Source organism: Brevundimonas sp. (assembly GCF_036677305.1).
Lineage (GTDB): Bacteria > Pseudomonadota > Alphaproteobacteria > Caulobacterales > Caulobacteraceae > Brevundimonas.
On sequence record NZ_JAKFEB010000188.1, the window covers coordinates 1 to 11702 of the forward strand.

An 11702-nucleotide genomic window follows, 5' to 3' on the forward strand; every position below is an offset into this window, starting at 1 on the left:
GCCCGGTCGCCTGGGTTCCGGGTTCCTCGCTGCGCTCGGCCCCGGAATGACGGCAGGAAGGGGGGCTCCCCTCCCTACGTCGGGTTGGTCTTACCGACCATTTCGGACAGCTGGAAGCCGATGCGTCGGGCGGCGCGTTCCTCGGGCTTCTTGCGGACGTCCAGCAGGACGTTGATCTGGGCGTAGTGCTGGATCAGGCGCACCGGCTTGCCGTCCGCGTTCTTGCCCAGGAACATGATGAAGTCGGGGCCCCAGAAGCCGACGTCCTCGATCGACATGGTGCCGTCGCCCGGCAGGCCGACGATGCGCGCGCCCACCTCCTCGTCCTTGTCGAGGCCCTTCTCGAAATCCTCGATCAGCTTGGACAGGCGGACAAAGGCCCATTCGGCCGGGTTTTCGCGCATCCGCACGCCGTCGGTCAGGGCGGCCTGCTGCTCGGGCGTGGCCGTGGGCAGGACAGGCTCGGGACAGGGCTTGTCGCCGCAGTCCGACTGAAACAGCGAGGCGGGAGCGACGACGGGCGCATCGGGTGCAGGTTGGGGGGCGGGCTTGCTCATGATCCGACCCTAACGCACCAGAGCCGATTCAGAACAACCCGTGGCCCTTGGGCAGTTCGGCATAGCGGTGCACGCGGGTGGCCAGCACGAGGCCGAAGCCGAACATGACGGTCATCATCGAGGAGCCGCCATAGGAGAGCAGGGGCATCGGCACCCCGACCACGGGCGCCATGCCCATGACCATGGCGCCGTTGATCAGCACGAACAGGGCGAAGAAGGCCGTCATCCCCGCCGCGGCGATGCGGCCGAAATGACTGTGCGCCAGCGAGGCGATGCGCAGGGCGATCAGGATGATGGCCACATAGCAGGCCAGGACGGTGAAGGAGCCGACGAAGCCGAATTCCTCGGCCACCGTCGAGAAGATGAAGTCGGTGTGCCGCTCGGGCAGGAACTCCAGCTGGCTCTGGCTGCCGAGGCCGTATCCCTTGCCCAGCAGACCGCCCGAGCCGAGCGCGATCTTGGACTGGATGATGTTGTAGCCCGTGCCCGACGGATCGGATTCCGGGCTGAGGAAGGTCAGCACGCGGTTGCGCTGGTAGTCGTGCATGCCGAACATGACGAAGGGCGGAATGATCGCGACGGCGGCGACGGCGCCGGCGGCTATGACGCGCCAGCTGAGGCCGGCCACGAACATGACCACGGCGCCCGTCAGGCCGATGACCATGGCCGATCCGAGGTCAGGCTGCTTGGCCACGAGGATGAACGGCAGGCCGATCATCCCGGCCGGAATGAGCAGCTTCCACGACCAGCGCGCCTCCTGGGCGGTATGGTTGTGGTACCAGCGGGCCAGGGCCAGGACGAGGCCGATCTTGATGAACTCGGCCGGCTGGATGCGCATGAAACCGAGATTCAACCAGTTCCGGGCACCGCCGGCCGTATAGCCCAGCGGGGTGAACTCGATCATCAGGACCAGGACCAGCAGGAGCCCGTACAGCGGATAGGCCGCGCGGAACCACCATTTCGGATGCACCAGCGCCAGTCCCAGCATGACGACCAGAAGGGCCGCGAAACGGATGACATGCTTGGCCGCCCAGGGCTGCCACTGTCCGCCCGCGATCGAATAGAGCATGGCGGCGCCGACCGAGGCGACGAGGCACAGCAGGCCGATCAGACGCCAGTCCAGTTCGCTGATCTTGGTCGAGATGCGGTCCCGTTCGCCGGGGCGGGTCAGGGCGGAGGCGGTCATCGCGGAGCCTCTGGCAGATAGGGACGCGGGCCGGTGCCGGAGGTCGCCGGAGCGGCGGGCGTCGCGGCCGGGGCCGGCGTATGCGCCACCGGGTCCTCGGGCGCCGCGCCGACCAGTTCGTCCGTTGCGGTTTCGGGCGCGAGCGCCTCGGGCGGCGGCGGCCGCTGGATGCGCTCCAGCATCTCCGGATCCTTGAGCAGGGTCGTGCGCATGATCTCGCGCGCGCGCGGCGCGCCGGCCGTGGCCCCGCCCTTGCCGCCGTGCTCGATGATGACCGCCACCGCGTACCGTGGGGCGTCGACCGGAGCGAAGGCGACGAACAGGTTGTGGTCCTTCAGGGCCCAGATGTTCGACTTGCGCGGACCGGAGCCATAGCTGCGGACCTGGGCCGTGCCGGTCTTGCCGGCCATCTGGATGTCGCCCAGCCCCAGTTGGGACTGGCGGTAGGCGGTGCCCGACCGGTCATTGGCCACCGCGACCATGCCCTGGCGCACGATCTCGACGTGCTCGGGCGGGAACTGCAGGTCCGGCACGGCGGCGCCCGAAGGCTGTTCCACCCCGCCGACGGACTTGATCAGACGCGGATTGATCGCCTTCTTCGCATTGGCGATGCGGGCGGTCATCACGGCCAGCTGCAGGGCCGTGACGTTCACATCGCCCTGGCCGATGGCGACGGACAGGGTCTCGCCCGGAAACCAGACGCGCGATTCCGGATTGGGATTGCGGCGGTTGTAGTTGGCCTTCCACGCCTTGCTGGGCACCGAGCCCGCCTTCTGGTTGCCGACCCCGATGTCGTAGGTCTGCATGAAGCCGATCTTCTTCGCCGTCTCCTGGATCAGGTCGACGCCGGCGCGATTGCACATGTGGTAGAAATAGACGTCGCACGAGTTCTTGATGGCGTTGTGCATGTCCTGCGCGCCATGGCCCCGCGGCTCCCAGCAGCGGAACACGCGGTTGCCGTAGCGATAGCCGCCGGTGCAGGTCACCCGCTCGGTCGGATCGACGCCGGCCTCCAGGATGGCCAGGGCCGTGGTCATCTTGAACGTCGAGCCGGGGTGGAAGACGCCGTTCAGCGTCTTGTCCAGCAGCGGCTTGCGCTCGTAGTCGGACAGGGCGCGGTAGATGCGCGAGGGCACGCCGCCGACAAACAGATTGGGATCGAACGACGGCGCCGAGACCATGCACAGGATGTCGCCGTTGCGGACGTCCATGACCACGCAGCCGCCGGACTCCTCGCCCATCACTTCCAGCGCGCGGTTCTGCACGTCGGCGTCGAGCGTCAGGACCACGTCCTTGCCGGGCACGGCCGGGCGCGACCCGCCGATGTCCTCGGCCACCACCCTGCCCCGCGCGTCGACCTCGACGCGGTTGCCGCCGGCCTCGCCGCGCAGATCGGCGTCGAAGGATTTCTCGACGCCCTGACGGCCGATGCGGAAGCCGGGGTTGTAGAGGATCTCCGGGACCTTCTCGCCCTTGTCCTCGATCGCCTTGATGTCGCGGTCGTTGGGCTTGGCGACATAGCCGATGACGTGGGCGAAGGCGCCGCCGAACGGGTAGTAGCGGGCCTCGTTCATGTCGGCCATGACGCCCGGCAGCTCGTTGGCGTAGAGATTGACCTTGGCGAACTCCTCCCAGGTCAGGTCGCTCTTGACCGGGACGGGCGAGAAGCGCGGCGCGGCGTTGACGTCGCGGATGATCGAACGGCGCCGGTCCATGGTGTCGGGCAGCAGGCGGCCCAGCAGGTCCAGGGTCTGATCCAGATCCTTGGTCTCGTCGCGCACGACCAGCACGCGGAAGCTGGGGCGGTTGCCGGCGATGACCACGCCGTGCCGGTCGAGGATACGCCCCCGCGGCGGCGGCACGAGGCGGAAGTTGAACTGGTTGTTCGAGGCCAGCGTGGCGTATTCGCCCGCCTGGATGACCTGCAACTGGGCCAGGCGGCCGGTCAGGGCGATGCCGCCGAGCGCGGTGAGGCCGCCGAAGACGAAGGTGCGGCGCAGGAAGGAGCCCTGGCGCTCGTTGACGTCGGAGAAGAAGATGGAGGGTTCCGAGCTCATCGGAACCTCACGTCGCCGTCCTCGAACCGCTCGATCATCTGGTTGGCGAACGGGAAGAGCAGCAGGGTCGGGACCACCTGGCCGATCAGGGCCAGCAGGCTGGCGGCGTTGTGGTCGATAAAGATCCGCACGAGGTAGATCAGCAGGAAGGCCAGGCCGCAGCAGGCGGCGAACCAGACGAACAGGACGGCGGTGTCCTGGCCGATCAGGAAGCTGCGCGAGGCCAGGACGATCGCATAGATGGCCAGCAGCGACAGGGCCCACAGGCCCAGCGGGCCCCAGGTGAAGATGTCCAGCCCCAGCCCCAGCAGGGTCAGGACCAGCGGCGCCACCACAGACGGCCGGATCAGCGGCCAGGCGAAGGCCAGCACCATGGGAATGACCGGCTCGGGCAGGCTCAGGCCGAACACCTTGACCGGCGTGGCCAGGACGATGGTGGCTGCGACCGTGATCAGGGCCGGATAGACGATCCACTGCATCGGCCCGACGACCCGGACCGCGACGGGGCGTCTCATTCGGTCCCCCCGGCGGGCGGGGCGGGTTCAGCAGCCGGAGGGGCGGCGGCGGGCGCGGGAACGACGGGACGGGGCCGCGCGGCCTCCACGGCGTCGGCGCGGGCCGCAGCGGCGTTGGACTGTTCGGTGCTGGCGCGGGCGGCGTCGCGGCGGGCGGCGGAGTCGGCGATCGCCCCGGTCTGGGCCGCCGTGGCTTCAGTCAGCGTGCCCAGGGCGGCCAGCGGCGGCGCGTTGAGGTCGTCGGACCCGATCAGCTGGCCGAAGTCCTCGAACAGCATGACGCGGACATAGTCGATGGCGCCCCGGTCGCTGAACAGCTTGACCCGCCAGGATCCGTCGATGCCCTTGGCGGCGACGCCGATCGGCACGCCGCGCGGGAAGCCGCCGCCGTCCCCCGAGGACAGGATGCGGTCCCCGGCCTGGACGGCGCCGACGCCGCGGATGAACTCGAGACGCGGATTGTCGCTGCCGTCGCCGGTCAGCAGGGCGCGGGCGTCGGTGCGGTCGACCAGAACCGGCGTGCGGCTGGCCACATCGGTCAGCAGCACCATGCGGCTGACATTGGGCGAGGTTCCGACGATCCGGCCCACGAGGCCGTGCTCGTTGATCACGGGATTGCCGACCTTGACGCCCTTGGCCGAGCCGGCGTCGATCAGACGGGCGCGCGAGAACGGACCCCGGGTGTCGGAGATGGAGCGGGCCGTCTGCATGGCCACGGGCGGCTCGGGCCGGATGCCCAGCATGGCCTCGTAGCGGGCGTTGACGTTCTTCAGGGCGATGGCCTGGTCGCGCCAGGGCGCCAGCTCGGCCAGTTCGCGCTTCAGACGGCGGTTCTCGGAGACGGCGAAGAAATAGCCGCCGACATAGTCGGTGGCGGCGCCGAACCAGCGGACCGGAGCGGCGAAGACGCCGCCGACGGGCCCCGCGACCGATTCGACGCCGGAGCGGACAGGCTGATACGGCGAGGTCTGGGCGCGGGCGTCGCTGATCAGCAGCAGGATGCAGCCGATCGCCGCGATCACGACAGCGACCGCCGCGGTCCAGACCAGCGGCACCTTGATGTTTTCGAACGGTCCGTCGCGAAACGCCACGGCGCGCCTTCCTGGGAAAAAGGGAATCAGCGGGACCCCCCCGCCGACTTCAGCAGCCTATCGCAAAATCCAGCCCTGATGGGAACCGGTCCGCATCCCCCGATGACAGGGATTTGCGGCGGAGTTGGGGATCAAACCCTAGAGGGCCGAATCCAGCACGCCCTTCATCCACCGGGGATGCTCGAGCACGCGGCCGCAGCCGATGGCGACGCAGGACAGCGGATCGTCGGCGACCGAGACCGGCAGGCCGGTGTGATCGCGGATCTCGGCGTCCAGACCGCGCAGCAGCGCGCCGCCGCCGGTCAGCATGATGCCCTTGTCGGCGATGTCGGCGGCCAGTTCCGGCGGAGTGGCTTCCAGCGCGACCTTCACGGCCTCGACGATCTGGGTCACCGGTTCGGCCAGGGCCTCGGCGGCCTGGCGTTCCGAGATGCGGACCTCGCGGGGCACGCCCTGCATCAGGTCGCGGCCCTTGACGTCGATCGACAGGCCTTCGCCGTCGGCCGGTATGCGGGCGGTGCCGATGTCCTTCTTGATGCGTTCGGCGGTGGTCTCGCCGATCAGAAGGTTATGGTTGCGGCGCATGTAGCTGATGATCGCCTCGTCCATCTTGTCGCCGCCGACGCGGACCGAACGCGAATAGACGATGCCCGACAGCGACAGCACGGCCACCTCGGTGGTGCCGCCGCCGATGTCGACGACCATGGAGCCGGTCGGCTCGTGGATCGGCAGGCCGGCGCCGATCGCGGCGGCCATCGGCTCGTCGATCAGGCCCACGCGGCGGGCCGAGGCGTTGAGGCAGGAATCGTTGATGGCGCGGCGTTCGACGGCGGTGGCGCCCGACGGCACGCAGACGATGACCTTGGGGTTCACGAAGCCCTTGCGGTTATGAACCTTGCGGATGAAGTGCTTGATCATCTCCTCGGCGACTTCGAAGTCGGCGATGACCCCGTCGCGCATGGGACGGATGGCTTCCATGTGGCCCGGGGTGCGGCCCAGCATCTGCTTGGCCTCTATGCCCACGGCGTGGACGATCTTCCGTCCACCGACGTTGCGAAGGGCGACCACGGACGGTTCGTTCAGGACGATGCCCTTGCCCTTCATGTAGATCAGGGTGTTGGCGGTGCCGAGGTCGATGGCGATGTCGTTGGAGATCGCGCCGAAAATGCTGGAGAACATGGGTCCGGGATACCGTTCGTTCGGGCCTTGGAGGGGCGTTGGTCGTCTCGATCCGCTTCGGCGACGCCCCGGCGGCGCGCATCCCCACGCACCGCTTCCTGATCGTTATCGCCTGACCGACCTTACGGCTCGTTTGCCCGTGTGTGACGGTGATTACAAGCCCTTCCAAGCGTTGCTGGCGAAGCCGTGACCAGGGGCTCAGTCGGCCCCCGATGCGGCCTCGCGCCGTTTGACCAGTTCGCGCACCCCCAGCATCAGACCCAGCCAGACCACGGCGACGCCGGCGAGGATCAGGGAGGTCCAGACGCCGTCGCCGCTGACCGCCGAAACCACCGCCCCGCCGAAGAAGGAAACGAGCGCCGTCTTGGGCAGGACGCCCAGGGCGCAGCCCGTCAGAAAGCGCCAGAAGGACGCGCGAGTCGCGCCGAACGCCATGTTGACGACGATGAAGGGCGCCGAGGGCACGTTGCGGATCATGAAGCTGGCGTAGAAGGCGTTCTTGCCGACGAATCCCTTGAGCCGGCCCATGGTCCGCCCGCCGAACCGGTCGACCAGCCGCGCCGTCGGGCCCCGCCCCATCCAGTAGGTCACGCCCGCCGAGATGATGGTCGCGGCCCAGCTGTAGTAGAATCCGGTCCACGGTCCGAAGGCGACGACGCAGGCGGCGATCAGGATGAACTGCGGCGCGCCTATGAAGGCGGCCGCGATGAACAGGACCACCGTGGCCCCGAAGGCCCAGGGGCTGCCCCGGTAACCCTGCAGCCAGGCCTCGAGATTCTCCTCGGCCGCCAGTCCCAGCTGGCTCTTGCCCACGGCCAGCAGGGCCACCGTCGCGCCCAGAAGCAGCGCCGTCGCCAGCACGGCCCGCCAGCGGCGGGCTTCCATGTTGAGGATGAAGTCCAGAAAGCGGCGCATGTGACCGCGATTAGCACCGGGCGGCCACGGCGGCGAGGGCTGCGGAAAGGTCCCCTACCCTCTCCGTCTGCCGGCCCTGAAACGGGCCCAGCCGGCCGCGGCGACCGTGGCGCCCAGCAGCACGGCGCCGATCCAGTCCCAGACGCCGTCGTTCAGAAGCGCGCCCACAAGCCCCGTCAGGCTGAGAACAGCCAGGGCCAGAGGGGCGCCGAAAATGGCCCAGGCGCTGAAGTCCTTGCGGCTCATGCCGGCCTCTTCCGCTTCGCCAGCCAGAGATACACGCCGGACCCCAGAATGATGATGGCGGCCAGATCCAGCAGCGCCCACACGATCTTCAGGGCCAGACCGCCGTAGTCGCCGAAATGGAGCGGCTGGGACAGGGACAGGGTCTTCACATACCAGGGCATCGGCGCCACCGCCGCCAGCTGGCCGGTGCGGGCGTCGATCAGGGCCGGGGTGGTCATGCGGGCGGTGAGCGGCGTCTCGCCGTGGAAGAAGACCGCATAGTGATGGTCCGTCGAATAGGTCGAACCCGGGAAGGCGACGAATTGCAGCGTCATGCCCGGCAGGGCGGCCCTTGCGCGCTGGATGGCGGCGTCCAGAGAGCTGCGCTCCGTCGGCGGGACCGGTTCGTCATAGGCGAGGGTCAACTCCCGCAGCGCCGTATCCTTCCAATAGGCGATGATCGGCGTCGCCAGCGTGTTCACCACCCCCGTCGTCCCCACCACCAGCACCCAGGCGACGGTCACCGCCCCGAGCAGGTTGTGATAGTCCAGCCACCGCGTCCGCGCCGCCTTGTCCAGGCGGACCGTCCCGAAGGGAAGGCGGCGCATGAACGGGGCGTACAGCACGACGCCCGACACGATGGCGACGATCAGCAACAGGCCCATGGCGCCGAGGAACAGCGCGCCCGGCAGGCCCAGGAACATGTCGGTGTGGAGCTGCAGCAGGAACTCCATCAGCGGATGCCCGGCGACCAGCGGGGCGGGATCGCCGCTGGTCTGGTCGATCGGCTGGAAATGATACTGGCCGGCGGGCGCGTCGGGGGCCCGGCTGGTGACGTTCACCACCGGCCGGTCCTCGTCGAAACTCATGAAGGCCGGGATGTCGCCCGGGTGGCGCGACAGGGCGACGGACAGCACCTGGTCGAGATCCAGCTTGCCGCCGTCCGGGTTGGCCGGCGCCCAGGCGTCCCGCAGCAACACCTCATTGATCTCGTGGGTGAAGACCAGCGGCAGGCCCGTGACGCACAGCATCAGCAGGAACAGGGTCGAGACCAGACTCGACCACCGGTGCACCCACGACCAGCGGCGGATGGTCCGGGTCTTCATCCGGCTCAGAACTCCGCCGAGATCGACACCGTGAAGGTGCGCGGCGCGCCCAGCGTCAGATAGTTGGCGCCGGGGTAGCCGCCGACGGCCACCCATTGATCCTCGTTCGCCAGGTTCTCGACCCGCGCACGCGCGGTGAGGGTGCGGCTGCCGGCCTCGAAGAGGTAGCGGACGCCGGCGTCGAAACGGGTCCAGGACTCAAGCTCGACCGAGTTGTCGGCATTGGCGGGCTGATCGGCCGTGTGGACCGCCCGTCCTTCCAGCGTAAGCCCCGCAACGGCGGGCACGTCCCATTCCAGATTCACATTGCCCTGGAATTCCGGGGCGCCGATCGGCGACTTGCCGTCCATGGTCCCGCCGGCCGTGCGCGTCAGCTCAGCATCCAGCAGGGTGACGCCGCCCAGCAGGCGCAGGCCCTCGACCGGTTCGCCGAAGACGCTGGCCTCGATGCCCCGGTTCTCCTGTTCGCCGTTGGCGGCGAAGACGTTGTTCTCGACAAAGGCGCTGGGAAGAACCGAGCGGAACAGGCTGATCGTGCCGCCGAAGGCGCCGGCGTCGTATTTGGCGCCCACCTCGACCTGCTCGCCCCGGAACGGCGACAGCACTTCGCCGGCGTTGAGCACCGGAACGCCGCCGCTGACGGCCGGCGCGGTCTGGCCGGGGATCAGCGCCTCGACATAGTTGGCGTAGAGCGAGACCCGGTCGTCGGGCCTGTAGACCAGGGCCAGGGCCGGCGTGGTCGCCTCGCCGTCATAGCCCGACAGCGGGGCGCCGCTGTTGTAGTCATACGACCGGGTCTCGATCTGCTGGTAGCGGACCCCGACCGTCGCCAGCAGCCGCCCGTCCATGAAGGACAGCATGTCGGCCACCGCGATGCTGGAGTTCTTCACCCGCTCGGTGACATGGGGATCATCCAGATCGCCGCCGATGAAGAAGTCGGCCGCCGGCGGCGTGACCGCGACCGGCGCATACAGGTCGCTGGCGAAACCGGCGAAGCTGGAGAAGGCGTAGGCGTTCGCGGACTTGGACTGGACCTGCGAGGCCGAAGCCACGAGCCGGTGCCCGACCGGGCCCGTGACCAGATCGGCTCGCACGCCGACGTCTCCGGACCAGATGGCGTCCTCACGCGCATTGTCGAAGCGATAGGCGCTCAGCGTCCCGTCGGCCTGGGCCCTCGGATTGGCCAGGACGTTCTGCTCCTTGCCCTCGCGGCCGCCGAAAGCCGCCCACGCCGAGACGGTGTCGGTCAGGTCGAACTCGCCGCGCGCGACCCCGAACAGCTGTTCCTCGCTCGTATAGGTCCAGGGCTGGGCGAAATTGCTCGCGGCGGGCGGCGGGGCCGGAATGGCGCCGACGGGCGTCACCGACGGCCGCGGGGCGTCGATGCGGTGGTCCTGCCAGCCGATGTCGGCCGAGAAGCGCGCGCGCTCGCCGCGGCGATCAAGCCCCAGGCCGATGACGTTCAGTTCGCGCGTCTGCGCCTCCACCCCGCCCTCGCCGTCCCGGCGGGCCAGGTTCAACCGTACGCCGTATTCATCGGCGGCGCCGAATCGGCGGGCGAGGTCAGCGGCGAGATAGACTTCGCTCTCGCCTTCCAGACCCGCGGTCAGGCGCGTGAGCGGGCCGTCGGGCGCCCGCTTGGGCATCAGGTTGAAGGCGCCGCCCACGCCGCTTCCTCCCGGCGCCGCGCCGTTCAGGAAGGCCGTGGCGCCGTGAAAGACCTCGACCCGCTCCAGGAACTCCGCCGCCACGAACTGGCGCGGCAGGATGCCGTAGAGACCGTTCCAGGTCATGTCGTCCGAATAGACCGGAAAGCCCCGGATGACGTACAATTCCTGGAAGTTGCCGAAGCCCTTGGTGACCCTGACCGCCGGATCGTTCTGCAGCACGTCCGCCACGCTGCGGGCCTGCTGGTCGCGGGCCAGCTGCGAGGTGTAGCTGGTGGTGGCGAAGGGCGTGTCCATGGCGTCCAGCGCGCCGAACAGACCCACCCGTCCCCCCGTCGCCACCTGCCCGCCGGGACGGACGGACGGCAGCGCCACCTGCGAGCCCGTGACGACGACCTCATCCAGTTCCGCGGGCGCCGCATCCTGTGCGAACGCCGCACCTCCGAGGGCCAGCGCGGCGGAGGTCGTCAGAAGAACGGAGCGGAACATTTCGGCGGGCCCTGGTGTGTTGAGAACGCGTCTCAATATACGGCGCCGTATGCAGGTCAAGGCGGCGTCGGGGTCCAGGCCGGCTTGAGGCCGCGACATTTGATCGCTCTTTCGCAACTGCGTAAGGATGCGCCGTCCCCCCGGGAGTCGCCATGTCCAGCCTGCAGTCCTCCGCCCTCGCCCGCGTCAAGCCGTCGGCCACCCTTGCGGTGACCGCCCGTGCGCGGGAGCTGAAGCGCGAGGGACGCGACGTGATCGGCCTGGGCGCCGGCGAACCGGACTTCGACACGCCCGAGAACATCAAGGAGGCCGCCATCGCGGCCATCCGCCGGGGCGAGACCAAATATACGGACGTCGACGGCCTGCCCGAGCTGAAGGCGGCGGTGGCGGCCAAGTTCGCACGCGAGAACGGGCTGAAATACGAGACGAACCAGATCCACGTCGCCCCGGGCGGCAAGACCGTGATCTACAACGCCCTGGTCGCAACCCTCTCGCCCGGCGACGAGGTCATCGTGCCGGCGCCCTACTGGGTGTCCTACCCCGACATGGTGCTTCTGGCCGGCGGAGAGCCGGTGACCGTGGTCGGACACGAGGCCGACGGCTTCAAGCTGAAGCCCGGGGCGCTGGAGGCGGCGATCACGCCGCGCACGAAATGGCTGATCCTGAACAGCCCGTCGAACCCCACGGGCGCGGCCTATACGGGCGCCGAGCTGGA

At 69.0% G+C, this 11702-nt stretch carries 11 protein-coding genes; 1 reads left to right on the plus strand and 10 read right to left on the minus strand.

Annotation, left to right across the window (positions count from 1 at the left end; translation table 11 throughout):
* Positions 1-74 precede the first annotated feature (74 nt).
* From V6M42_RS11125 to V6M42_RS11170, 10 genes are all read right to left on the minus strand, one after another.
* Complete coding sequence (locus V6M42_RS11125) at positions 75-557, minus strand: DUF6173 family protein (protein ID WP_332678518.1); 483 nt, start codon at positions 555-557, stop codon at positions 75-77.
* Between the two features lie 28 nt (positions 558-585).
* Positions 586-1743, minus strand: a complete 1158-nt coding sequence (gene rodA / locus V6M42_RS11130; protein ID WP_332661178.1) for a rod shape-determining protein RodA — start codon at positions 1741-1743, stop codon at positions 586-588.
* Positions 1740-3800 (minus strand): penicillin-binding protein 2, encoded by a 2061-nt coding sequence (mrdA, locus tag V6M42_RS11135; protein ID WP_332678519.1) that lies wholly within the window; start codon positions 3798-3800, stop codon positions 1740-1742. Before mrdA ends, rodA begins: the two co-directional genes overlap by 4 nt.
* Positions 3797-4315, minus strand: coding sequence for a hypothetical protein (locus V6M42_RS11140; protein ID WP_332661182.1), 519 nt, complete (start codon positions 4313-4315; stop codon positions 3797-3799). Before V6M42_RS11140 ends, mrdA begins: the two co-directional genes overlap by 4 nt.
* Positions 4312-5406 (minus strand): rod shape-determining protein MreC, encoded by a 1095-nt coding sequence (gene mreC / locus V6M42_RS11145; RefSeq protein WP_332678520.1) that lies wholly within the window; start codon positions 5404-5406, stop codon positions 4312-4314. Before mreC ends, V6M42_RS11140 begins: the two co-directional genes overlap by 4 nt.
* Before the next feature lie 138 nt (positions 5407-5544).
* Positions 5545-6585, minus strand: a complete 1041-nt coding sequence (locus V6M42_RS11150; RefSeq protein ID WP_056450471.1) for a rod shape-determining protein — start codon at positions 6583-6585, stop codon at positions 5545-5547.
* A 198-nt stretch (positions 6586-6783) separates the two neighbouring features.
* Positions 6784-7500 (minus strand): TVP38/TMEM64 family protein, encoded by a 717-nt coding sequence (locus V6M42_RS11155; protein ID WP_332661254.1) that lies wholly within the window; start codon positions 7498-7500, stop codon positions 6784-6786.
* Positions 7501-7554: 54 nt separating this feature from the next.
* Entirely contained in the window at positions 7555-7746 is a 192-nt protein-coding gene (locus V6M42_RS11160) for a hypothetical protein (protein ID WP_332661252.1), read from the minus strand.
* Positions 7743-8927 (minus strand): PepSY-associated TM helix domain-containing protein, encoded by a 1185-nt coding sequence (locus V6M42_RS11165; protein ID WP_332678521.1) that lies wholly within the window; start codon positions 8925-8927, stop codon positions 7743-7745. The genes V6M42_RS11160 and V6M42_RS11165 overlap by 4 nt, the downstream gene beginning before the upstream one ends.
* Entirely contained in the window at positions 8837-10987 is a 2151-nt protein-coding gene (locus V6M42_RS11170; protein WP_332678522.1) for a TonB-dependent receptor, read from the minus strand. Before V6M42_RS11170 ends, V6M42_RS11165 begins: the two co-directional genes overlap by 91 nt.
* A gap of 152 nt (positions 10988-11139) precedes the next feature.
* On the opposite strand from V6M42_RS11170, the gene V6M42_RS11175 reads away from it, so the two are divergent.
* Positions 11140-11702 (plus strand): aminotransferase class I/II-fold pyridoxal phosphate-dependent enzyme (locus tag V6M42_RS11175; protein WP_332678523.1); only part of this gene is annotated, 563 nt, incomplete at its 3' end.

Coding starts and splice junctions, on each gene's coding strand:
- V6M42_RS11125 (WP_332678518.1), bottom strand. CDS start 557: ATGAGCAAGCCCGCCCCCCAACCTGCACCCGATGCGCCCGTCGTCGCT.
- rodA (WP_332661178.1), bottom strand. CDS start 1,743: ATGACCGCCTCCGCCCTGACCCGCCCCGGCGAACGGGACCGCATCTCG.
- mrdA (WP_332678519.1), bottom strand. CDS start 3,800: ATGAGCTCGGAACCCTCCATCTTCTTCTCCGACGTCAACGAGCGCCAG.
- V6M42_RS11140 (WP_332661182.1), bottom strand. CDS start 4,315: ATGAGACGCCCCGTCGCGGTCCGGGTCGTCGGGCCGATGCAGTGGATC.
- V6M42_RS11150 (WP_056450471.1), bottom strand. CDS start 6,585: ATGTTCTCCAGCATTTTCGGCGCGATCTCCAACGACATCGCCATCGAC.
- V6M42_RS11155 (WP_332661254.1), bottom strand. CDS start 7,500: ATGCGCCGCTTTCTGGACTTCATCCTCAACATGGAAGCCCGCCGCTGG.
- V6M42_RS11160 (WP_332661252.1), bottom strand. CDS start 7,746: ATGAGCCGCAAGGACTTCAGCGCCTGGGCCATTTTCGGCGCCCCTCTG.
- V6M42_RS11165 (WP_332678521.1), bottom strand. CDS start 8,927: ATGGGTGGCCGTCGGCGGCTACCCCGGCGCCAACTATCTGACGCTGGG.
- V6M42_RS11170 (WP_332678522.1), bottom strand. CDS start 10,987: ATGTTCCGCTCCGTTCTTCTGACGACCTCCGCCGCGCTGGCCCTCGGA.